This window comes from Proteus mirabilis ATCC 29906 (assembly GCF_000160755.1).
GTDB lineage: Bacteria > Pseudomonadota > Gammaproteobacteria > Enterobacterales > Enterobacteriaceae > Proteus > Proteus mirabilis.
In genome coordinates, this window is sequence record NZ_GG668577.1 from 195,497 (window position 1) to 220,561 (window position 25,065).

At 39.3% G+C, this 25,065-nt stretch carries 18 protein-coding genes; 15 read left to right on the forward strand and 3 right to left on the reverse strand.

Going from position 1 to position 25,065, the window contains the following annotated elements; all coding sequences use genetic code 11:
• Positions 1 to 30: 30 nt before the first annotated feature.
• Entirely contained in the window at positions 31 to 1,284 is a 1,254-nt protein-coding gene (locus HMPREF0693_RS07410; RefSeq protein ID WP_004244580.1) for a two-partner secretion domain-containing protein, read from the reverse strand.
• 136 nt (positions 1,285 to 1,420) lie between these two features.
• Positions 1,421 to 2,851: an MFS transporter gene (locus tag HMPREF0693_RS07415; protein WP_004244581.1), complete on the reverse strand. Its 1,431-nt coding sequence runs from the start codon at positions 2,849 to 2,851 to the stop codon at positions 1,421 to 1,423.
• A gap of 136 nt (positions 2,852 to 2,987) precedes the next feature.
• Here HMPREF0693_RS07415 and serC point away from each other — a divergent pair, with 136 nt between their 5' ends.
• The 11 genes from serC (at position 2,988) to kdsB (ending at position 16,384) form a co-directional block, all read left to right on the forward strand.
• On the forward strand, positions 2,988 to 4,076 hold the full coding sequence (gene serC / locus HMPREF0693_RS07420; RefSeq protein WP_004244582.1) for a 3-phosphoserine/phosphohydroxythreonine transaminase: 1,089 nt from the start codon (positions 2,988 to 2,990) through the stop codon (positions 4,074 to 4,076).
• A gap of 196 nt (positions 4,077 to 4,272) precedes the next feature.
• Positions 4,273 to 5,559 carry a 3-phosphoshikimate 1-carboxyvinyltransferase gene (gene aroA / locus HMPREF0693_RS07425; protein WP_004244584.1) on the forward strand — a complete coding sequence of 429 codons (1,287 nt, stop codon included), beginning with the start codon at positions 4,273 to 4,275 and terminating at the stop codon, positions 5,557 to 5,559.
• Between the two features lie 288 nt (positions 5,560 to 5,847).
• Complete coding sequence (gene cmk / locus HMPREF0693_RS07430; protein WP_004244585.1) at positions 5,848 to 6,525, forward strand: (d)CMP kinase; 678 nt, start codon at positions 5,848 to 5,850, stop codon at positions 6,523 to 6,525.
• A gap of 181 nt (positions 6,526 to 6,706) precedes the next feature.
• Positions 6,707 to 8,380, forward strand: coding sequence for a 30S ribosomal protein S1 (gene rpsA / locus HMPREF0693_RS07435; RefSeq protein ID WP_004244586.1), 1,674 nt, complete (start codon positions 6,707 to 6,709; stop codon positions 8,378 to 8,380).
• 64 nt (positions 8,381 to 8,444) lie between these two features.
• Entirely contained in the window at positions 8,445 to 8,732 is a 288-nt protein-coding gene (ihfB, locus tag HMPREF0693_RS07440; protein ID WP_004244587.1) for an integration host factor subunit beta, read from the forward strand.
• A 431-nt stretch (positions 8,733 to 9,163) separates the two neighbouring features.
• Positions 9,164 to 11,533 (forward strand): DNA internalization-related competence protein ComEC/Rec2, encoded by a 2,370-nt coding sequence (locus HMPREF0693_RS07445; RefSeq protein WP_004244588.1) that lies wholly within the window; start codon positions 9,164 to 9,166, stop codon positions 11,531 to 11,533.
• 36 nt (positions 11,534 to 11,569) lie between these two features.
• On the forward strand, positions 11,570 to 13,315 hold the full coding sequence (msbA, locus tag HMPREF0693_RS07450) for a lipid A ABC transporter ATP-binding protein/permease MsbA (RefSeq protein ID WP_004244589.1): 1,746 nt from the start codon (positions 11,570 to 11,572) through the stop codon (positions 13,313 to 13,315).
• Entirely contained in the window at positions 13,312 to 14,313 is a 1,002-nt protein-coding gene (gene lpxK / locus HMPREF0693_RS07455) for a tetraacyldisaccharide 4'-kinase (protein ID WP_004244590.1), read from the forward strand. The genes msbA and lpxK overlap by 4 nt, the downstream gene beginning before the upstream one ends.
• Positions 14,314 to 14,808: 495 nt before the next feature.
• Positions 14,809 to 15,024, forward strand: coding sequence for a cold-shock protein (locus HMPREF0693_RS07460; RefSeq protein ID WP_004247631.1), 216 nt, complete (start codon positions 14,809 to 14,811; stop codon positions 15,022 to 15,024).
• Positions 15,025 to 15,438: 414 nt separating this feature from the next.
• Positions 15,439 to 15,618, forward strand: coding sequence for a Trm112 family protein (locus HMPREF0693_RS07465; RefSeq protein ID WP_004244593.1), 180 nt, complete (start codon positions 15,439 to 15,441; stop codon positions 15,616 to 15,618).
• Positions 15,619 to 15,622: 4 nt separating this feature from the next.
• The gene (kdsB, locus tag HMPREF0693_RS07470; RefSeq protein ID WP_004244594.1) at positions 15,623 to 16,384 is read left to right on the forward strand and encodes a 3-deoxy-manno-octulosonate cytidylyltransferase; all 762 of its coding nucleotides are present in this window, start codon (positions 15,623 to 15,625) and stop codon (positions 16,382 to 16,384) included.
• Between the two features lie 123 nt (positions 16,385 to 16,507).
• Here the strand turns inward: kdsB and elyC are convergent, their stop codons facing one another.
• Positions 16,508 to 17,338, reverse strand: coding sequence for an envelope biogenesis factor ElyC (gene elyC, locus HMPREF0693_RS07475; protein ID WP_004244595.1), 831 nt, complete (start codon positions 17,336 to 17,338; stop codon positions 16,508 to 16,510).
• A gap of 379 nt (positions 17,339 to 17,717) precedes the next feature.
• On the opposite strand from elyC, the gene cmoM reads away from it, so the two are divergent.
• From cmoM to mukB, 4 genes are read left to right on the forward strand one after another with little or no spacing between them, the layout of a single operon-like run.
• Positions 17,718 to 18,491, forward strand: coding sequence for a tRNA uridine 5-oxyacetic acid(34) methyltransferase CmoM (gene cmoM, locus HMPREF0693_RS07480; protein WP_004244596.1), 774 nt, complete (start codon positions 17,718 to 17,720; stop codon positions 18,489 to 18,491).
• A gap of 9 nt (positions 18,492 to 18,500) precedes the next feature.
• Entirely contained in the window at positions 18,501 to 19,823 is a 1,323-nt protein-coding gene (mukF, locus tag HMPREF0693_RS07485) for a chromosome partition protein MukF (protein ID WP_004244597.1), read from the forward strand.
• A complete protein-coding gene (gene mukE / locus HMPREF0693_RS07490) occupies positions 19,804 to 20,535 on the forward strand; it encodes a chromosome partition protein MukE (RefSeq protein ID WP_004244598.1) in 732 nt (243 codons plus the stop codon). Before mukF ends, mukE begins: the two co-directional genes overlap by 20 nt.
• Positions 20,532 to 24,989, forward strand: coding sequence for a chromosome partition protein MukB (mukB, locus tag HMPREF0693_RS07495; protein ID WP_004244600.1), 4,458 nt, complete (start codon positions 20,532 to 20,534; stop codon positions 24,987 to 24,989). Before mukE ends, mukB begins: the two co-directional genes overlap by 4 nt.
• Positions 24,990 to 25,065: the final 76 nt, after the last annotated feature.

A 25,065-nucleotide genomic window follows, 5' to 3' on the forward strand; every position in this document is an offset into this window, starting at 1 on the left:
TAAATAGCAGATGGTTTTCTTTGTTAAATATTATTTAATTTTGCGTAACTTAGTATAAATTTTGATATCTTCTCTATTATTTTGAATATTGCTTATATTCTTATCGCGTGTGTGTAACCGTTCTGTCATGATAATACCATCATTTATCAGATTACTATCCTCACTAATATCTAAAGTTAAGTTTTTCATTTGGCTAATAGTATTTTTGGGTATTAACCCTATGTATGTCTCGCTATAGTTATTGTTATTTTTACCAGTATTAAGCCAATATTGCATGCCAATAGTTCCACTTTCCATATTGTGGAAGAAAGACTTATTTTGCAGATCTAAATATCCGCCTCTGGCGAGAATATATCCATGGTTATTAAATATTGTTTTATTTAGATTAAGTTGTATGGCATTTTTACTACGGTTACTACTTTCTAAACTACCATAATTATAAATAGTAGTATCAGAAGCATTAATAATGATGTTTTTAGAAGAGATTAAACCTTGTTTTTTAGGATCACCATTTTTATCACCTAATATTATCTGATTAGGTAGATTGTTTCTTTTTATATTTGAGCGCATGGCGTATTCTTGTTTTAAGATACTTTCACCTTCTTTAATTATTATATCTCTTTTACCTGAGTAAATACTTATATCTCCTTTAGAAGATATAAAGCCGTTTTCTAATTTAATGTTATTAGATATGATATTAAGTTTATTAAAAGAATGACTAGAACTACGGTCATTTTTGTTACTGAATACAATTTTTCCAATATGTTCAATTGATTTTCCACCCCTATATCCTTTATTTATAGGAGCGATAGCTTTTTCTAAGCGGTAGCCGATTAATTCATCATTATTATTATTGATAACAGGTTTCCCTGTTGTTAACGTTTCTTGTAATGTATTCGAAAAACTACAATTATGGCATTCAATACCATTTGGGTTGGCTATAACAACATGAGCTGCATTGCCAGCTACCGCGATATTCCCCGCTAAGAATGACGTTGCTCCATTAACCACTTCATTAATAATAGTCTCAGCGGCAACCTCTTTATTATTTAAAATAATGCCAGCATCAGTTACATCAAATGTATCATATTTATTATGAGAAATGCCTTTGGGATTTTTTGGTGCTATTAATATTTCTGCTTGTTTAGGATTAATTTCATTAGGTTTAACTATTGTTGAAGAGTCTTGATTAATAGAAATATATTTATAGCTAGTTTGTTCTACGGCCTGGCATATTGATGGTGTGTATATTACACCAATTATTATTGCATTTCTTAATTTCATATGTTTACCCTTGTATATTATTTAGGGCTAATTTAGCGATATTAAAAACATAAATAAAGATAGTCAGGTTTAAAAGGCGTTTATTTATAAAAAATAAAAAGGCTATTTTTTTAATAGCCTTTTGGGTTATATGTTATTAATGTTTTCTTATATTGGAAACAACGATTTTTGCAGTAATAAATGCAATCAGTGGGGTAATAGAAAATACAATAAATAACCAATGGGCTGCATTTTGTGCGCCAGCAATACCTCCGGGGTTGGTTAATCCTGCCATATTTACAACAGTACCTGAAATGGCAGCACCTACAGCGGTTGAAAATAGCTGAATAGTGGTGATTGACGTCGCCGCTTTTTGCGCTTCTTCCCCTTGAGAAACCTGTAATACACGAGTGAGATAATGAGGCCAAGCCATGCCAATTCCTGCACCTGTAAAAAAGAGGGCTAGACAAATAATAATCACTTGCCCATAAGGTAAAAGAAGATAATTTGAAATTAATAAGCCAAGAACAATTATGGCAGTAAAGTTAATGGCAGGGCCGATACGCATAAGACGCTGAGCAATACTGCTTGGTTGAGATGAAGAGATAATAGCCGAAAAAGACCAACCAGCACCGACTAAAGCAGCTAAATAACCGGAAAGTAACGGAGTAATGCCATGGATCATTTGTAAAAAATAGGGCACAAACACTTCTGTCTGAACACTTATTCCTAGCAATGCCATAGTCAGATAAATAGGGGATAGTGGGGCTGAGAAAGAGAATGTTCCTTTAGGAAAAAGCCCATCATGAGATCTCTTATCGATATAAATTAATAATAAGATAAAAATAATTGCTAATAGAAAAGATAAAATATGATATAGCGTAACGTGATACAAGCTACCGATTGAGATAGATAACACTGCTAATATTAATAAGGTAAGTTGTAGGTAGGGAAGTGATGTTTTTTTGTTAGCAATATCAGCACTGTTTTCCTTAGGAAGGATAGTAAACAGTAGAATAGCATAAGGAATGCCTACACAAAGAATAGACCAAAAAGCACCCCGCCAAATATTATATTCTGCAAATATTCCTCCTAATGCGGGACCCAGCAACGTTGATATTCCCCACATACTGGACATTAACGCCATAGCTCGAGACCATAATGGTTGCGGAAACATCACCCTGACCAATGAATAAGCTAAAGCCAGTAACATCCCGCCTCCCGCACCTTGAATAAATCGGCCAACCAACAAGATTGGCATTGAAGGGGCGGTAGCACAGATAATAGAGCCGACTAAAAAGCAGAGTGTGGCAAATAAGTAGCTATTACGTGGCGCGAGCAAAATTAATAAACGAGAAGTTAGCGCCGAAGAGAGAATGGATGCCAAAATAAAAACGGTGGTATTCCATGCATATAAATTAAGCCCCCCGATATCACGAACAATAGAAGGTAGGGTGGTAATGGTGATATAGACATTAATAGCATGTAATGCCACTCCCCCTGCTAAAGCGAGTGATTTTAGACTATTTCGTCCTTTAAGTAGCATTCCCCAGCTCGCATCTTCCTTTTTATACTGACTCCCCGACATAAAATACTCCTAACGATTATTTTTGTGTGCTACACATAATACGTAAGTTTACAAAAGTCATTGCGCCAATTAGAGGAGAATGATACAACCGATAGAGGTCGTTTTGTCAAAACATATTCAGATAGGGTGAATTTGAATGAGTCAGGTATATAACTTTAGTGCAGGTCCGGCCATGTTACCGGCAGAAGTTCTTCGTCGTGCAGAATTAGAATTATGCAACTGGCACGGATTAGGGCGTTCTGTTATGGAGATTAGCCACCGCAGTAAAGAATTTTTGGAGGTTGCCCATCAGGCAGAGCAAGATCTACGGGATCTACTCAATGTACCAGAAAATTATAAAATTCTGTTCTGTCATGGTGGCGCTCGTGGTCATTTTGCGGCATTACCGCTTAATTTATTAGGTGAGAAAACCACCGCTGATTATATCGATGGAGGATATTGGGCTAAAAGTGCTGCCGATGAAGCGGAAAAATATTGTTCACCTAATATCATTAAAATAAAGACAGAAATTGACGGTAAAATCGCGGTTAAACCAATGAAAGAGTGGCAATTAAGTGATAATGCAGCCTATGTGCATTATTGCCCAAATGAGACTATCGATGGGATTGCTATCCACGAAGAGCCGGATTTTGATGATAAAAAAATTGTTATTGCCGACTACTCTTCCGCTATTTTATCTCAGCCACTTGATGTTAGCCGTTTTGGCATGATTTACGCTGGAGCACAAAAAAATATTGGTCCTGCGGGGTTAACATTGGTAATTATTCGCGAAGATTTACTGGGTAAAGCACGTAAAGAAACCCCTTCAGTATTTGATTACACAGTACTGGCTGAAAATGACTCCATGTTTAATACACCGCCGACTTTTGCTTGGTACTTATCAGGCATGGTGTTTAAATGGTTAAAAGAGCAAGGTGGCTTGCAAGAGATAGCAAAACGCAATTATGAGAAAGCGACACTGCTTTATAGTGCGATTGATAACAGTGATTTCTATATTAACCGTATTGCCACAGAAAACCGCTCTTTGATGAACGTACCTTTCCAAATGTCTTCTCCTGCTTTAGATGCGGTTTTCTTAAAAGAAGCTGAAGAGCAAGGATTAGTTGCGCTGAAAGGGCACCGTGTTTCAGGCGGTATGCGTGCATCTATTTATAACGCAATGCCTTTTGCTGGTGTACAAGCATTAGTTGATTTTATGGCTGATTTTGAGCGTCGCCACGCTTAATGGTTACCTTTTCACTGCTGCAAAACCTGCCTTATTGGCAGGTTTTCTGATAATTAAAGCACAGAGAGCCAATAACTGTTATTTCTGTGCCAATATGGCAAATAGATAAATATTAATTACGATAATCATACTATTTGACATTATTACACAGCGTCTCTACCTATTTTGACTTATCTAGCGGAGCTTTTACCTGTTTATGGAATCGTTGACATTACAACCTATCGTACATATTGAAGGCACTATCAATTTACCCGGATCAAAAAGTGTCTCTAACCGTGCACTTTTATTGGCGGCCTTAGCCAAGGGAAAAACGCGTTTAACTAATTTATTAGATAGTGATGATATTCGTCATATGCTCAATGCGCTAACCGCCTTAGGGGTACAATATCAATTATCAAATAATAATACGGTATGTGATATTGAAGGGTTAGCAGGTTCTTTTCATCCCCAGCAGCCACTTGAGCTTTTTTTAGGCAATGCAGGAACAGCGATGCGCCCATTGGCGGCAGCTTTAAGCCTCGGAGAGCACGATATTGTTCTTACAGGTGAGCCTCGTATGAAAGAGCGTCCTATTGGTCATTTAGTGGATGCGTTACGTCAAGGGGGAGCAAAGATTGATTACCTTGAACAAACGGATTATCCGCCGCTACGTGTTTGTGGGGGATTTTCGGGGGGAAGCGTTGATGTTGATGGCTCCGTTTCCAGCCAATTTCTGACCGCATTACTAATGATGGCGCCTTTAGCTCAGCAAGATACCACTATTACCATTAAAGGTGAATTAGTCTCTAAACCTTATATTGATATCACGTTAGCCTTGATTAACACTTTTGGTGGAGAAATTGAAAATCAAAACTATCAGCGTTTTATGATTAAAGGTGGTCAACAATATCAATCTCCGGGTAAATATTTGGTTGAAGGCGATGCATCTTCTGCCTCTTATTTTTTGGCGGCAGCCGCCATTAAAGGAGGGATCGTGCGAGTAACCGGCATTGGTAAAAATAGCTTGCAAGGTGATATCCATTTTGCGTCTGTGCTTGAAAAAATGGGGGCTACAATACGTTGGGGTGACGATTATATAGAGTGTGAACGTGGCAAGTTAAAAGGGATAGATATGGATATGAATACTATTCCTGATGCGGCAATGACGATTGCTACGACAGCGCTCTTTGCTGAGGGTGAAACGACTATCCGTAATATTTATAACTGGCGGGTAAAAGAAACCGACCGTCTATCTGCCATGGCGACAGAATTACGTAAAGTGGGTGCGATGGTTGACGAAGGTCGCGACTACTTAACTGTGATACCGCCTAAACAGTTAACGACGGCTGAAATAAAAACCTATAATGATCACCGGATAGCTATGTGTTTTTCACTGGTGGCATTGTCTAACACGCCGATTACTATTCTTGATCCTGGCTGTACGGCAAAAACATTCCCTGACTATTTTGAAAAACTAGCAAGTATTTCTCATGCAAAAGTTTAATTAAAATAGCATCAATTAAATCGATAGTATTGGCTTTTCTCTAGTACGATACTATCGATTTTCTTAATTTAAGCGTGTTTTTATTCTATAAATAAGTAGATTAATAAAAAATTATCTTTAAAAAGCACAGCTTGTTTTTAACTGCTTGTTTCCTCCTCTAGAGAGTATGCGTATAATGACGCGCAATATATTAATACTGTTTTTCTCTGTTTAGAGCTTATGTTGTAGAACGCCATAGGTTCACGGCAGTAAATATAGAAAAACAGTGCCCATGAAAAGGAGAAACTCATGGCGGTTATCGTCCCTGTAATTACTGTTGATGGGCCTAGCGGAGCAGGTAAAGGAACATTGTGTCAAGCATTAGCAAAAGCCTTTGGTTGGCATTTACTTGATTCCGGTGCTATTTACCGTGTATTAGCATTAGCAGCATTACATCATCATGTGGACATTACATCAGAAGATGCATTAGTGCCTTTAGCGGCGAATTTGGATGTGCGCTTTATTCCTAATGAAAATGGATTAAGTGTTATTCTGGAAGGTGAAGATGTTTCAACCGAAATTCGTACTGAAACCGTTGGCAACACAGCGTCACAAGCAGCAACGTTTCCTCGCGTAAGAGAAGCATTATTACGCCGTCAGCGTGCATTTCGTACTGCACCGGGATTAATTGCTGATGGCCGAGATATGGGCACAATCGTTTTTCCTGATGCGCAAGTAAAAATATTTCTTGATGCCAGTGCGCAAGAGCGTGCACGTCGTCGCATGTTACAGTTGCAGGAGAAAGGCTTTAATGTTAACTTTGAACGCCTTTTATCCGAGATAAAAGAGCGTGATTATCGTGATAGAAATCGCGCAGTAGCGCCTTTGGTTGCGGCAAAAGATGCATTAATTCTCGATTCAACAAGCTTATCTATTGATGAAGTTATTGAAAAATCGTTAGCTTATGCGAAAAAAATCTGCAATTAACAGCGTAATTCGTTTTTATTTCGTTTATACTAGGTAATTATTAAAATCGGGTTGACGTGTTAATGAATACACAATAATGCCCGATGACCTTGTCACAAAGGATGTAACGAGGTATGTGAAACAACCCCATTCGGCCGGATGCTAAATGGACGTTAATTAAATTTACTTGAAGATCATTAACATGACAGAATCTTTTGCTCAACTCTTTGAAGAATCCCTAAAAACAATCGAAACTCGTCCAGGTGCAATCGTTCGTGGCGTTGTTGTTGCTATCGATAAAGACGTTGTTCTGGTTGATGCAGGTCTGAAATCAGAATCTGCGATTCCTGTAGAACAATTCAAAAACGCGCAAGGCGAATTAGAAATCCAAGTGGGTGACGAAATTGACGTTGCTCTGGACGCGGTTGAAGATGGCTTCGGTGAAACCGTTCTGTCTCGTGAGAAAGCTAAACGTCACGAAGCGTGGCTGATGCTGGAAAAAGCTTACGAAGAAAACGAAACTGTTGTTGGTATCATCAACGGTAAAGTTAAAGGTGGTTTCACTGTTGAACTGAACGGCATTCGTGCGTTCTTACCGGGTTCACTGGTAGACGTTCGCCCAGTTCGCGATACAACTCATCTGGAAAACAAAGAGCTTGAGTTCAAAGTCATCAAATTAGACCAAAAACGTAACAACGTTGTTGTGTCTCGTCGTGCGGTTATCGAATCTGAGAACAGCGCAGAACGTGATCAACTGTTAGAAAACCTGCAAGAAGGCATGGAAGTTAAAGGTATCGTTAAGAACCTTACTGACTACGGTGCATTCGTTGATCTGGGCGGTGTTGACGGCTTACTGCACATCACTGATATGGCTTGGAAACGTGTTAAACACCCAAGCGAAATTGTCAATGTTGGCGACGAAATCACTGTTAAAGTCCTGAAATTCGACCGTGAGCGTACTCGCGTATCATTAGGTCTGAAACAACTGGGCGAAGATCCATGGGTAGCTATCGCTAAACGTTATCCAGAAGGTACTAAACTGACTGGTCGTGTAACTAACCTGACTGACTATGGTTGCTTCGTAGAAATCGAAGAAGGCGTTGAAGGTCTGGTACACGTTTCTGAAATGGATTGGACTAACAAAAACATTCACCCATCTAAAGTTGTTAACGTTGGTGATGTTGTTGAAGTTATGGTTCTTGACATCGATGAAGAACGTCGTCGTATTTCACTGGGTCTGAAACAGTGTAAAGCAAATCCATGGCAGCAATTCGCAGAAACTCACAACAAAAACGACCGTGTTGAAGGTAAAATCAAGTCTATCACTGACTTCGGTATCTTCATCGGCTTAGACGGTGGTATTGACGGTCTGGTTCACTTATCTGACATTTCTTGGAATGTTGCAGGTGAAGAAGCTGTTCGTGAGTACAAAAAAGGCGACGAAATCGCTGCAGTAGTACTGCAAGTTGACGCTGAGCGTGAGCGTATCTCTCTGGGCGTTAAACAATTATCAGAAGATCCATTCAATAATTACCTGTCTGCTCACAAAAAAGGTGCTATTGTTTCTGGTAAAGTAACTGCTGTTGATGCTAAAGGCGCAACTGTAGAATTAGCTGACGGCGTTGAAGGTTACCTACGTGCTTCAGAAGCTTCACGTGACCGCGTTGAAGATGCAACTCTGGTTCTGAATGTTGGCGATGCTGTAGAAGCTAAATACACTGGTGTTGACCGTAAAAACCGCGTTATCAACCTGTCTGTTCGTGCTAAAGACGAAGCAGATGAGAAAGACGCTATCGCTTCTGTAAACAACAAAGAAGAAGCTGGTTTTTCAAACAACGCTATGGCTGAAGCTTTCAAAGCAGCTAAAGGCGAATAATTTAAGTTATTAACGGAAGGCAACGAGAGTCGTTGCCTATTTATCGGTAGTCTAGGGAGGTAATATGACCAAGTCTGAGTTAATCGAGAGACTTGCAGGCCTACAATCTCATCTTTCGGCTAAGACGGTTGAAGAAGCTGTAAAAGAAATGCTTGATCATATGGCTGATACTTTGGCTGATGGTGAGCGTATCGAAGTCCGCGGATTCGGCAGTTTTTCTCTACACTACCGTGCGCCGCGTACGGGTCGTAACCCGAAAACTGGTGATAAGGTAGAGCTGGAAGGTAAATACGTTCCACACTTTAAGCCAGGTAAAGAGTTACGTGACCGTGTAAATATTTATACGGAATAATAGTTTCCTATCAAATAGGCATAAAGTTAGTAAACTTTTTCAAAAACGGTGCTTCGGTGCCGTTTTTTATTGGTTATCGGTTGGTATTAAGTTACGTTCTATTCTCTATTCTCTATTCTCTATTCTCTATTCTCTATTCTCTATTCTCTATTCTCTATATTCTTTATCACTTCTCTATATTCTCTTTATTAGCGATTGTTGTAAGACATTGGGCTTACCTTACGTGATCTTTATCTATTTGGCTTGAGTTAATTTTGATATTTGCCGTTATTCCATCACTTTTTAGAACAACTTCGCAAAAAATAGTGTATGCGCTTAAAACGAAAGTTTTTATTAAAAGAGAGTTCGAAAAAAATACGATTTTAACTATCTTAGATAACAATTTAACAGCATGATATTACAAGGAAAAATTAATTATATGGATGTAAAATATGATTTTATTAGCCAAGATAAAATATATTTATAGAAATAAAATAGCGTTAATAAAATGGCATTATCTATATGCTAAATATATTGCAATGCTAGGGCTAAAACCTCTTAATATAGATTATCTTGCCGTTATCATTATATTAAGTTGCTTACCTTTACTCATTCAACGTGAAACACTGAGTTTATCTCTGAGCTATACACTGATTATCGTAGGGGTATTATTATATTTAATTCCTTTTTCATACTTACGTTTTTTGTTGCTATTACTCTGTTTTTGGTGCTATGCAAACAGTACTGCCTCCTCTTTAATGGCCAAAACCTCTCAACTTGCTGACACCATTGCCACAATAGAAAGCGCAATTCTAGAATATCGTCGCTTGCCGGATAGCAATATAATGATTAAAGTTGCTATTCCTAAACAGCATCTCTTTTCTGCTAAGCTCTATGCCAATATATATTGGCGTCATCCGCCTAAAAATGTCGTAGTCGGGCAAACATGGCTGTTTAAAATTCACTTTCGTGTAGTACATGGTTATTTAAATGAGGGAGGATTTGACAGCCAAAAATATGCCGTTTCAGTAAGAGAAACATTGTCAGGAAAAATATTATCAGCCACATTAACGAATTCTCACCTTCCTATTTATACTCAATTTATTCACTATCTTTCATCTCATTGGCAAGCCACAAAAAATAGTGGCGAAATCACAGCATTAGTGTTAGGTGATAAACGAGGTATTTCTGCCGAAAATAAAATACTTTATATGAAAACAGGTATTTCGCACCTTATTGTGATTTCAGGGCTGCATATTGGCCTTGCTGCTCTGTTTGGTTGGCTGATGGCGAGAGGAGTACAATATCTTTTCCCAACGCAATGGATTAACCCACAATTTCCTTTGGTTATTAGTTTAGGTTGTGGTGTTTTTTATGCGGCTTTATCAGGATGGGGGATCCCCGCAACCAGAGCGATAATAGGCCTAACTATTTGGGTTTTACTCCATTGGCGTAGTGGACTTTTTTTACCTTGGCAGTGGGCGATTTGGAGTGCGGCAGTGATTTTATTGCTTGATCCGCTTGCCATATTATCCGCTAGTTTTTGGTTATCCTTTTCTGCGGTATTTGCCATCATTGTTTGGTATTGGCTCTATCCATTAAATAAAAGATTTAGCCAGCAAAAACGTTGGTTTGTTATTAGACTCATTCATTTGCAACTAGGGCTATTGATCATCTTATTACCTTTTCAATACTACTTATTTGGTGGTGGTAATCTTTTTAGCTTGCTTGTTAATTTATGGGCTGTGCCTATTATTTCGTTTATTACCGTACCACTTATTATGTGTGGGCTATTTACTGCCTTTTTACCTGTTCTACAACCTATTATTTGGTCATGGGTTGATCAGTCTATCAATTGGGCATTTTTCTGTGCGCCTTATTTTCTTGCGTATTGGCAACCCTGTGGCGCTGTCCCCTGGTTATTTGCATTAAGCGGTATTATGACTCTTTTAGTTATCAAAATGAGCTGGTGGCGTCATCATGTGATTATTTTGATCACTATTGCTACTTTTTTATATTGTGAACTGTCTTTCTCTAAACGTTATGATTGGCGAATAACCATGTTAGATGTTGGACATGGTTTAGCTATTATTATTGAAAAAGAGGGAGAAGCGGTTATCTATGACACAGGGATACGTTGGAAAAGTGGTGGCACTATTGCTAAAAATGTTATTATTCCCTATCTAACGCATCATCGATTACAGCCTGTTGCCATGATAATTAGCCATGATCACCTTGATCATACCGGTGGTATTGACGACTTATTACGTGCTTATCCCAAGTTAACTATCCGTAGTAGCTTTGACAATCCCCAACATTTACCGTGCTTACAAGGGGGAGTATGGCAATGGAAAGACCTTACTTTCAACGCGCTCTGGCCGCTGACATTATCTCGCTCACCTAAAAATAATGATTCTTGTGTGATTTCATTAACGGATGGTAACAGTGTTATTTTATTAACAGGCGATCTGGAAAAAGAGGGGGAAGCACAATTACTGAGAAGGAAAAAAGCCTATTTAAAAGCGGATATTTTACAAGTTCCTCATCATGGTAGCCAAACATCATCCACATTGGCGTTTATTCAAGCAATATCACCAAAATATGCACTAGTTTCTGCTGCACGTTATAGCCCTTGGCGTTTACCTTCTGATAAAGTACATAACCGTTATAAAAAAGAGGCCATTGATTGGCTAACAACATCGATAAATGGGCAAATTTCTATCGAGTTTAAACACGGAAAGATTGATGTAGTCACCTATAGACGAGATATTTTACCTCGTTGGTATCATCAGTGGTTTGGTGTTTTGACGTTTCCCGAGTAGAATAGCCCGCTATTTATTAAAAGTTTGGTAATATATATGAATGATATAGACCTATCAACGTGGCAAACATTCCGACGCTTATGGCCGATGATTCGGATCTTTAAAGCGGGGTTGTTTGCTGCAGCAGGCGCATTAATCATAAATGCGGGTGTTGATGCATTTATGATCTCTTTATTGAAACCTCTACTTGATGAAGGTTTCGGTAAAGCAAGTAATGATGTATTAAAATGGATGCCTTTAGCCGTTATTGGCCTGATAGTTCTGCGTGGTATATCTAACTTTATTTCTAGTTACTGCCTTTCTTGGGTATCAGGAAAAGTCGTGATGAATATGCGCCGTCGGCTGTTTTCTCATATTATGGGAATGCCGGTGAGCTTTTTTGATCAGCAATCTACAGGTACGTTATTATCACGTATTACCTATGATTCAGAACAGGTCGCTTCATCTTCATCAGGGGCTTTGATCACTGTTGTCCGTGAAGGGGCTTATATCATCGGCTTATTTGGCCTGATGTTCTACTATAGCTGGCAGTTATCACTTATCTTGATTGTGATCGCACCTATTGTGGCGGTGGTGATCAGAATGGTATCAACACGCTTTAGAACCATCAGTAAGCGTATCCAAAATAGTATGGGGCAGGTGACAACAAGTGCTGAACAAATGCTTAAAGGCCATAAAGAAGTCTTAATTTTTAATGGTCAAGAAGTTGAGAATAAGCGCTTTAATCATGTCAGTAACCATATTCGTCGCCAAGGTATGCGTATGGTGGTGGCATCTTCTATATCAGATCCCATTATCCAGCTTATTGCTTCTTTTGCTTTAGCCTTTGTTTTATATGCAGCCAGTTTTCCTGAGATTATGGATACCCTGACTGCAGGGACAATTACGGTGGTCTTCTCTTCAATGGTCGCTTTAATGCGCCCATTAAAATCATTAACTAACGTTAATGCTCAATTCCAACGAGGCATGGCTGCTTGCCAAACATTATTTGCTATCCTTGATATGGAACAAGAGAAAGATACCGGCACCCTTGAGCTGAAAAAACCAACAGGTGATATTGAGTTCCGTAATGTCACTTTCCAATATATCACCAAAGATACACCTGCTTTGAAAAATCTGTCCTTCACTATTCCTGAAGGGAAAACAGTGGCACTAGTAGGGCGTTCAGGCTCAGGTAAATCTACTATTGCAAACCTCCTCACTCGTTTTTATGACGTTAACGAAGGGGAGATTTTGATCAATGGTCACGATATTCGTGATTACACATTAAGATCACTACGTAATCAGGTTGCGTTAGTTTCACAAAATGTGCATCTGTTTAATGAAACGGTAGCAAACAATATTGTTTATGCTTGTGAAGACCAATATACCCGTGAGGATATCGAGAAAGCGGCTAAAATGGCTCATGCTATGGACTTTATCCAAAAATTAGATAATGGTCTCGATACTGAAATTGGTGAAAATGGCGTGTTGTTATCAGGTGGTCAGCGTCAACGTATTGCCATTGCAAGGGCACTATTGCGTGATGCGCCTATTCTTATTTTAGATGAGGCAACTTCAGCATTAGATACTGAGTCAGAGCGGGCAATTCAAGCCGCACTTGATGAACTGCAAAAAAATAGAACATCATTAGTGATTGCTCACCGTCTATCAACCATTGAAAAAGCAGATGAAATTTTAGTGATTGAAGATGGGGAAATTGTTGAACGTGGTGCTCATCTTGATTTAATTGAGCGAAAAGGCGTTTATGCTCAGCTACACAGGATGCAATTTGGCAAATGATTGAGCGGATTTGGTCTGGTAAATCGTGGTGTTACCTTCTTTTATTGCCTTTTTCATGGCTCTATGGGGCGATCAGCCTTTTTAGGCGTTTTGCCTATAAACAAGGCTGGTTATCCTCATGGAAATCCCCCGTACCTGTTGTTGTGGTAGGTAACTTAACGGCGGGAGGTAATGGTAAAACACCAGTGGTGATTTGGCTTGTTGAGCAATTAAAAGCACAAGGCTTTAAACCTGCGGTTGTTTCTCGTGGTTATGGCGGGAAATCAGACCAATATCCTTTATTATTGTCGCCAGAAACACAGCCGGCCGTTGCAGGAGATGAACCGGTTTTAATTTATCATCGCACTGGCGTACCTGTTGCCGTTGCACCTTCTCGCAGTGATGCAGTCAAAGCGCTATTAGCGCAATATGATCTTGATATTATTATTACTGATGATGGATTACAGCATTATGCCCTACAGCGAGATTATGAAATCGTTGTTATTGATGGACAACGGCGTTTTGGTAATGGCTGGTGGTTGCCCGCAGGGCCGATGAGAGAGCGCGCTCATCGTCTTGATTCTGTTAATGCGGTTATTGTCAATGGTGGTGATTGTCAAGCGAATGAAATAGCGATGAGTTTAGAGGGAGAAATCGCGGTAAATCTAAAGACAGGTGAGAAAAAAGCCATTACTGAGTTGGGTAATGCAGTTGCTATGGCAGGGATTGGTCATCCTCCTCGTTTCTTTAATTCCTTGCAAGATAAAGGGGTTAAGTTAATTGCAACTAAAGCCTTTAATGATCATAGTGAATATACCCTACAAGAGTTACAAATACTGACGCCTCACCAAGAGCCTCTGATTATGACAGAAAAAGACGCAGTTAAATGCCAGCATTTTGCGCAAAACAACTGGTGGTATTTGCCTGTCAGTGCGGTATTGAAAGATCTATCTGTGCTAAATCAAGTCAGCCAATTAGTGACAACGCGAAAAAAACTTGTATATGATCTGAAACAATGATATTTATAATGGAAATCAGGATAGCGTTACATAAAGATTACCTACCCACTAATCGCATACCGCTTTTGTCGTAGTTCAATTTAACTCGCTAATACCCTATCTACTCAAAAGCCTTGTGTGGAGAGTTTTTAGATCTTTATTGTAGAGTTAATATTGTTATGCTGTGGATATTATTCATGCTTGATAGTTAAAATGCTTTCGAATAGAAATTACTTTATCATTTATATCAAGCAAGTTTATTGATAGGTACAGGCTACAATATAGAACATGTCATATATTTGTCATGAATATTTTGTAGTTTAGTGTCTGTTCAATAAATAGTTATCTAATTTAGCTATCACGATTTTGAACATTTATATTGAATAATAAAATGCACTACTTAAATTAATGTGTTCAGAATTTAATGGGGTTTTATATAAGAAGACTTAATAAAAAGTAGAATGCATGTGTATAGAAGATAAAAACTATACAAAGAACAAAAGGAGTTTATCTATCATGACATTACAATTAAGAATGGGTCGCGTAAAATGGTTTGACAATAATAAAGGATATGGTCTTATTGTTGCAAAAGATCTTGAACAAGATATTTACGTCAATAAAAAAGCGATTGCCAATACAAAAAATAAAGCACTAACCGAAGGCCAAGACGTTGAGTTTTCTGTTATCAAAACAGCAGCAGGTCTAGAAGCCGCTGATGTTATCGGGTTCTAAATAGTCGACACCTATAATAAATGGGCAAGACCATGTTTTAACCTATTGATTTAATTAAAATCTATCATTACGTTGATGCAAAAAGGATAAAATAAGACGTTATCACTGATTGCTCAAGGTAATATAAAATGGTTGCCACGTTAATTAGAATGCAATAAAGATAATAAAAAGGTTAAATTATTATCAATAAAAGCGGAATGTAATTCTTTATTAATGATGTTGCAGACAAAACGATAAAAGGCCACATTATTGTGGCTTTTTTGTTGCTTATAGTGAAAAAGAAAATAGTAAATTTATTAATAGAGAAAATATTTAGCGAATAATTACCAAACCCGCGGTGTAGAGTATTAACGCTGATCCTTCCTTATGATATCCTTTTATCCTATAACATGATTAACCCTTGTGAGGGACAAAATGGATCACCGCTTACTCGAAATTATTGCTTGCCCAGTTTGCCATGGCAAACTTATCTTTGATAAAGAAAATTCAGAGCTTATCTGCAAAATTGATCATCTCGCTTATCCTGTTCGTGACAATATTCCGGTTCTACTAGAGAATGAAGCCAGAGAGTTGTCATTAGAAGAGGAAAAATAACCTAATGTTTACGGTCATTATCCCAGGTCGATATGCGTCGACTCGGTTACCCGGTAAGCCACTTGCTGATATTCATGGCAAACCGATGATTGTTCGTGTTATGGAACAAGCAAAGCGTTCAGGTGCTAAACGTGTCATTGTTGCAACTGATAACTTAGATGTGGTTCGTGCTGTTGAACAAGCGGGTGGAGAAGCGTGTATGACCCGTGAAGACCACCACTCAGGTACAGAGCGTTTAGCTGAGGTTATCGAAAAATATCAATTCGCAGATGATGAGATAATCGTTAATGTACAAGGCGATGAACCACTTATTCCACCCGCAATTATTACGCAAGTGGCAGAAAATTTAGCTAATTGTGGTGCAGGTATGGCAACTCTTGCTGTGCCTATCGTCGACTCAAAAGAAGCCTTTAATCCTAACGCTGTAAAAGTGGTTATGGATGCGAAAGGTTTTGCACTGTACTTTTCTCGAGCCACTATTCCTTGGGAAAGAGATCGTTTTAATCTCTCTCATGATGAAATAGGCGAGCATTACTTACGTCATATCGGTATTTACGCTTATCGTGCAGGCTTTATTCGTCGTTATATTACTTGGGAGCCAAGCCCATTGGAGTCTATCGAAATGTTAGAGCAGCTGCGTGTATTGTGGTATGGCGAGAAAATCCATGTAGCAAAAGCGCTTGAAGTACCGGGTGTCGGGGTTGATACTCAAGATGACTTAATTGCCGCGAGAGCCGCTTTTCGGGCACTAAACCAAGAGTTCTAATATTTGCAGTATATTGCAAATTAATGTTTAACGGCACTGGTATTCAGTGCCGTTGTTGTTTTCTACCATCGATAAAAAAGAGGATTGATTATTTTTTTACCTAATGATCTCATTCTTCATACGCTATTTTATGCCATTGTCAGCTTCATTTTTATTCTCAACAACCGCCTCTATATTAGATGATTCGCTAGGCTTTATGGTTTGCCAAATCGAGCCGATAAATTCATACCATGCTCGCTCACTATGCTGAAAATAATACGCGGAAGGGGTATATTTTTCCCAAGGATGCAGTGGGGTAGTAATGGCTAGCTGATTAGCAGGTGCAACAATAGGGTGCATACCTCTAGCTAAAAAGAAACGTTCTGCTCGCGCTAAATGGTTTGCTGAGGTCACCAATAAAAAAGGTTGTTTACCGATAAGTTTATCCACTTCATACGCTTCTTCTTCGGTATCTTTAGGTTGAGAAAGGGCGATCGTTTTTTCTGCTGGAACACCTAATGATTGTGCAACTTGTGCAGCCACTTCGGCGCTACTTATTTTATTGACGCCGGCACCACCGGTAAAAATTAAGCTGGCATTAGGATAACGATAATAAAGCCTTACGCCTTCAGCAACACGAAATAAGCTATTATTTAGCAGGTTAGCACTAGGAGCCCATTCAGGATTATAAGTAAAACCGCCCCCTAAAACGACAATGTAGTTAACATCTTGTGGTGAGTTTTCGCGTAATTCATAACGTGCTTGATACGCTTTTTCACTCGGCATCAATAGAGTATCTGCGACAGGTTGCATGCCTAACAGCGTAAGTAACACAATCACGATAGTGAGTACGCTTTTTCCTGTTTTTTGCCAACGAGTAAACCACAGTAAAATAAGCGCAAAAAAAGCAATTATTAATAACAGCGGTAGTGGCATGATTAGGCTACCAAGATATTTTTTGAGCAAAAACAGCATAAATCTTCCTAAGTTGAGTGAAATGTCAGCAACTGAGAGTAAAAATCTAGTGAAAACTAGGGGATTGATAAAGCATTGTGTCAAAATAGCGTATAAGTATAGTTTTTACTAAATGCTAACGAACAGAAATACTCACTAATTTAGAAATTGTAAAACGATAAACGTTTGAGCGTTAATTTTTTCATTAATAAGCGTTATATTTATACTGCGCTTTGCGAATAATCTGATTCATGGCTTATTTTGTGATTGAAAACAGCCAGTATCATCGAACACTGGTAAAATTGTTGTCTTTGTTTACCTTCAGTACAGTGTCTCATATTTTTGAATTTATCAGAATGCAAAGAGCGCAAGTAACAAGTTGTTATCATGAGGCGTTTTAATGTCAGACCGTAATTTTGACGATATTGCTGATAAATTCTCTCGCAATATCTATGGCACAACAAAAGGAAAAATCCGCCAAGCGGTGATTTGGGATGATTTACAACAATTATTAACTCAACTCCCTGATCGTCCGTTGCGTATTTTAGATGCGGGGGGTGGTGAAGGTTATTTTTCCAGACAACTGGCAAAATTAGGGCACCAGATAATTTTATGTGATCTATCACAAGAGATGCTTAACCGCGCACAAGAAGCGGCTATTGATGAAGGTGTTGTCAATCAAATGACGTTTATTTGTTGTGCAGCACAAGAGATAAACCAGCATCTAGATGATGGTGTTGACTTAATTCTATTCCATGCCGTATTAGAGTGGATCACAGATCAGAAAAACGCCATAAATGTCCTTACCGATATGCTACTTCCTAATGGTATCCTATCGTTAATGTTTTACAATGCGAATGGTATTGTCATGAGAAATGCTATTTTGGGAAATTTCCATTTGGCAAATCCGGAAATACCACGCAGAAGAAAACGCTCATTATCCCCACAAAATCCGCTACAACCTGAGGATGTTTATCAATGGTTAGCGTCATTTTCAATGACGATTTTAGGAAAAACGGGAGTGCGTGTTTTTCATGACTATTTGCAAAGTCGTCAGTTGCAAAATAAAGATTTTCCAGCGTTGCTTGCCTTAGAGCAACGCTATTGTCGGCAAGAGCCCTATATCAGTCTGGGGCGTTACATTCATGTCATGGCACAAAAGTGTGTAAATTAAGGATGTACTATGAGTGATTTTACCCAGACCGTTCCTGAGTTAGTGTCTTGGGCGAGAAAAAATGATTTCTCTATTTCACTGCCACCGGAAAGGTTAGCTTTTTTGATGGCAGTTGCTGTATTAAACAGCGAACGCCTTGATGGCGAGATGAGTGAAGGGGAGTTGATTGATGCCTTTCGAGAGGTGTGTAAAGGCTTTGATCAACCCGCAGAATCAATACAAGTTCGTGCTAATAATGCCATTAATGATATGGTCAAGCAGCGGCTTTTTAACCGTTTTACCAGTGAACTGGTAGAAGGTAATGCGATATATCGTTTAACGCCATTAGGTATTGGCATCAGTGATTACTACATTCGTCAACGTGAGTTTTCATCACTACGCTTGTCGATGCAGCTGTCAATTGTGGCAAGTGAGTTAGATTCAGCGGCAAGTGCTGCAGAAGAAGGTGGTGATGCATACCATTGGCATCGTAATGTTTTTGCACCATTAAAATATTCGGTGGCTGAGATATTCGATAGCATCGATTTATCTCAACGCATTATGGATGAACAGCAAAATATCGTTAAAGAAGATATTGCTGCACTATTAAACCAAGATTGGCAAGCTGCCATTTCAAACTGTGAACAATTACTATCTGAAACCTCTGGGACATTAAGAGAGTTACAAGACACACTGGAAGCGGCAGGGGACAAATTACAAGCGAATCTATTACGTATTCAAGAAGCGAATATGAGTTCAGGCCATGTCGACCAAATAGATACTTTAGTTTTTGAGTTACAAAGCAAACTTGACCGTATTATTAGTTGGGGACAGCAATCTATCGATTTATGGATAGGTTACGATAGGCATGTGCATAAATTTATTCGCACGGCGATAGATATGGATAAAAACCGTATTTTTTCACGTCGCCTACGCCAATCCGTACAAAACTATTTCGACAGCCCATGGGCATTAACTTATGCTAATGCGGATAGGCTATTTGATATGCGTGATGAAGAGCTTGTGTTGCGAGATGAAGAAGTGACCGGGGAATTGCCTGAAGAGCTGGAATATCAAATGTTCAGTGAAGTAAATGAACAAATTGCTCAATGGGTTGAACAAGAGCTGGCTGCTTATAAATTAGAACAACGAGCGTTAGATCTCAGTTCAGTATTAGTTGAGTATCTTAATCGTTATCCACAACAGAAGCATTTTGATGTGGCACGGATTGTCATTGATCAAGCGGTACGATTAGGTGTCGCGCAAGCTGAACTTGCAGGATTGCCAGCAAAATGGGCAGAAATTAACGAATATGGAGCTAAGGTACAAGCGCATGTCATCGATACATACTGAACAATTTATACCAGCTAAATTAGCACAGGCATTAGCGAATTCACTTTTTCCTGAACTGGATAGTCAGCTACGTGCAGGTCGACATATTGGTATAGACTCACTAGATAACCATGCTTTTTTGATGGACTTTCAAGATGAGTTAACAGATTTTTATGCGCGTTATAATGTCGAATTAATTCGAGCACCTGAAGGCTTTTTTTACTTACGCCCCCGTTCAACGACGCTTATTCCTCGTTCAGTGCTTTCTGAAATGGATATGTTGGTCGGCAAAATTCTTTGTTATCTCTACCTTAGCCCTGAGCGATTAGCTAATCAGGGGATCTTCACTGTACAAGAATTATTTGATGAATTACGTACACTGGCCGATGAAAGCAAATTGTTACGCTTAGTTAATCAACGCTCAACAGGATCGGATTTAGACCTACAAAAACTGCAAGAGAAAATGAGAACGTCACTTAACCGACTACGTCGTTTAGGGATGATTTCGTTTTTACCCAATGATACGCAACGTTTTTTAATTACTGAATCGGTGTTTCGCTTTGGTGCTGATGTGCGTAGTGGTGACTCTCCTCTTGAAGCGCAAATGCGTATGATCCGCGATGGTGAAGCTATGCCACTAGAGCAAGATAGCGAGCCAAGTGATGACGATGAACAGGAAGATGAGCAATTAGAGTCCAGTGAAGATGATGATGCAGAGGAAGAAAATAAATGATTGAACGAGGAAAATTTCGCTCATTAACATTGATCAACTGGAATGGGTTTTTTGCTCGTACTTTTGATTTAGATGAATTAGTCACGACTTTATCCGGTGGTAACGGAGCGGGTAAATCCACCACCATGGCGGCTTTTATTACCGCGATGATCCCCGATCTGACTTTACTTCATTTTAGAAATACCACTGAAGCCGGTTCAACCAGTGGCTCTCGTGATAAAGGATTATATGGGAAATTACGCCCGGGAGTTTGTTACGCTGTTTTAGATGTGATTAATTCCCGCCATTTACGAGCTGTCGTTGGCGTACGCTTACAACAAGTTGCCGGACGAGATAAAAAGGTTGATATCAAACCTTTTATGATCCAAGGGCTACCTATTGCTGAAAATCCAACAGAAATTTTGACGCAAGCTGTCGATGGACGCCAAGCACGTGTTCTACCACTTAATGAATTAAAAGAAAAAGTAGAAGCGATAGAAGGCGTTGTTTTTAGACAATTTAACTCGATTACTGATTTCCACTCTGTACTCTTTGATTTAGGGGTTATTCCGAAACGTTTACGTTCAGCAAGCGATCGGGCAAAATTCTATCGTCTTATTGAAGCTTCATTATATGGCGGTATTTCAAGTGCCATCACTCGTTCTTTACGCGACTATTTATTACCTGAAAATAGCGGAGTAAGAAAAGCCTTCCAAGATATGGAAGGGGCATTACGTGAAAACCGCATGACCTTAGAAGCTATTCGGGTCACTCAATCCGATCGTGATCTGTTTAAACATTTAGTTACCGAAGCGACCTCTTATGTTGCAGCGGACTATATGCGTCATGCTAATGAAAGACGAGTACACCTTGATCAGGCTCTATCTTTACGTAAAGAGTTGTGGGATCAGCGTAAAGCGATTAACAATGAAGCTTATCGCTTTATTGAAATGGGCAAAGAGTTAGAAGAGCAACAAGCGTTATCGGCTGATTTGGAAACAGATTATCAAGCCGCCAGTGATAGACTTAATCTTGTACAAAATGCGGTGCGCCAACAAGAAAAAATCGATCGCTATGTTGCGGATGTTGAAGAAATCACATTCCGTTTAGAAGAGCAAAGTGAAGTTGTTGAAGAAGCAACATCAAAAAAAGAAGAGTTGGAAGCGCGAGTTGGATCTGCGGAAGAAGAAGTTGATGAACTGAAAAGTCAATTGGCAGATTATCAACAAGCGTTAGATGTTCAACAAACCCGAGCTATTCAATATCGTCAGGCGGTACAAGCATTAGAGCGTGCGAAAGCACAATGTGGCATTGATGATTTAGATGAAACCAATGCCGAGCTATGGGCTGAACGTATTCAAGCAAAAATTCAATCCATCACGCATTCATTACTTTCTATGGAGCAGAAACTCGGTGTTTCTGATGCGGCCAAAACGCAATTTGATCAAGCCTATAAATTGATCACCTCGATTGTTGGGGAAGTTGAGCGTCAAAATGCGTGGAGTGCGGCTAAAAGCGCATTACGTGAATGGTCATCACATCGCCATCAAGCCGATCGTGTTCACCCTATTCGGATGCAATTAGCTGAATTAGAGCAACGTTTACAGCAAAGAAATAATGCTGAACGTCAACTTGCAGAGTTTAATAAACAGTATGGCAAAAATGTTGAGCCTGATGATCTATTTACTCTACAAGAAGAGCTAGAAGCAAAGATTGAAGAGCTGAGCGATTATGTTAGTGATTCAGGCGAACAGCGTATGCAAATGCGCCAAGAGCTTGATCAACTAAAGCAACAAATTGAAAAATTAAGAAAACAAGCGCCAGTTTGGTTTGCTGCACAAGATGCTTTAACGCAACTGTGTGAACAAACGCATCAATCTTTTGAAACAAGCAATCAAGTTACTGAATATATGCAACAGTTACTTGAGAAAGAGCGTGAAGCCACGGTTTTGCGTGATGAAACCGCTGCTCGCAAACAGCAAATTGAAGCTCAAATTGAACGATTAAGTCAGCCTAGTGGGGCTGAAGATAGTCGATTAATTACTTTAGCAGAACGCTTTAACGGGGTTTTATTATCGGAGATTTACGATGATATCACCTTAGATGATGCGCCTTATTTCTCAGCATTATATGGACCTGCGCGCCATGCGATTGTGGTACAAGATCTCAGTGCGATCGAAGAGCAGTTAGCTTCTTTAGAAGATTGCCCGGAAGATCTCTATTTTATTGAAGGTGATCCGCAATCCTTTGATGATAGCGTGTTTAATGCCCAAGAAATGGAAAAAGCGGTACTTATTAAAAGTTCAGATAGGCAGTGGCGCTATTCACGTTATCCAGAAATTCCATTATTTGGCCGTGCAGCACGAGAAAACCAGCTAGAAATATTATCCCGTCAACGAGATGAGCTGTCAGAGCTGTATGCCACACAGGCCTTTGATGTGCAGAAAATTCAACGTGCACACCATGCATTTAGCCAATTTGTTGGGCAACATATTTCAGTGGCATTTGATGCCGATCCTGAAGAAGATATTCGCCAATTAAATCAACGTCGTAATGAATTAGAGCGCGAGTTATCACAATATGAAGAGGGCACTCAGCAACAACGTCAGCATTATGCGCAAGCCAAAGAGTCGCTCAATTTATTAAATAAACTCATTCCTCAAGTCAATTTATTATTGGACGAAACATTAATTGATCGTGTTGAAGAGCTACGTGAAGAGCTTTATAACGCAGAAGAGTCGATGCGTTATTTACAGCGTCATGAGAAAGCATTAACTGCGTTAGAGCCTATAGCCTCGATTTTACAAAGCGACCCACAAGAGCATGCTCAATTAACACAAGATTATCAATACGCAAAAGAAGAGCAGCAACGTTATCAACAACAAGCATTTTTGCTGGTGGAAGTGGTTCAGCGTCGTCCACATTTTAGTTATAGCGATGCGGTTGAAATTGTCAGTGAAAATAACGATCTTAATGAAAAATTACGTCGTCGTTTAGAAATGGCTGAAACAGAGCGAGCGACAGCGAGAGAGTTATATCGTCAACAGCAGGCACAATGTGATCAGTTTAATCAAGTACTAGCCTCACTAAAAAGTTCTTTTGATACCAAATCAGAACTATTAAGAGAGCTTGAGCAAGAGATGAAAGAGACTGGCTTGCAAATTGATGCGGGTGCAGAAGCGCGAGCCAAAGAGTTACGTGATCAACGTTATGCTGCGGTGAGTGCTAACCGTACGCGTATTAGCCAACTTGAGCGTGATATTGCGCTTAGTGAAGCTGAACGTGAAAATATGGCGAAGAAAATTCGCAAATTAGAACGTGATTATGGCCAAATGCGTGAGCACGTCGTCAGCGCTAAAGCCAGTTGGTGTGCTGTTATGCGTTTAGTGAAAGAAAATGGTATGGAGCGCCGTTTACATCGTCGTGACTTTGCCTATCTTTCAGCGGATGAGTTACGTTCAATGTCGGATAAGGCGCTAGGTGCGTTACGTCAGGCTGTGGCGGATAATGAATATTTACGGGATGCATTACGTCGCTCTGAAGACGCAAAATACCCTGATCGTAAAGTCCAATTCTTTATTGCGGTTTACCAACATTTAAGAGAACGCATTCGACAAGATATTATCAAAACCGATGATCCGGTTGATGCTATCGAACAGATGGAAATTGAATTAGCTCGCTTAACCGAAGAGCTAACCAGTCGTGAACAAAAACTGGCGATCAGCTCTCGCAGTGTGGCAAATATTATTCGTAAAACTATCCAACGTGAACAAAATCGCATTCGCATGCTAAATCAGGGCTTACAAGCGGTTTCCTTTGGTCAGGTTCGTGGTGTACGGTTAAACGTTAATATTCGTGAAAGCCATCAAATCTTACTGGATGTATTATCGGAAGAAGAAGATAGCCAATATCAAGATCTATTTAAAAACCAAAACCTAACCTTCTCTGAAGCGATGGCAAAACTGTATCAACGCTTAAATCCACAGGCTGATTTTGGTCAGCGTATGCCACAAACGGTGGGTGAAGAGCTACTTGATTACCGTAACTATCTTGAGATGGAAGTTGAAGTTAATCGTGGGCCAGAAGGTTGGTTAAAAGCAGAAAGTGGTGCGCTATCAACAGGTGAAGCCATTGGTACAGGTATGTCTATCTTAGTGATGGTGGTTCAAAGTTGGGAAGAAGAATCACGACGCTTAAGAGGAAAAGATATTTCGCCTTGTCGTTTGCTCTTCCTTGATGAAGCCGCACGTTTAGATGCGAAATCTATCGCAACCCTATTTGAACTGTGTGAACGACTTGATATGCAACTTATCATTGCCGCACCAGAAAATATTAGTCCAGAAAAAGGCACAACTTATAAATTAGTGCGTAAAGTCTTTAATGGAAGCGAGCATGTTCATGTGGTCGGATTAAAAGGCTTTGGGCAACAAAGTGAAAAAGATAAACATTTATCCGAAAATATTGCAGATAGTTGATGAAGGATCATGATGAGTAAGTGAATAACCTTATAATATAACTTATTGTTTTCATTATTTTATATTTTGGTTATTC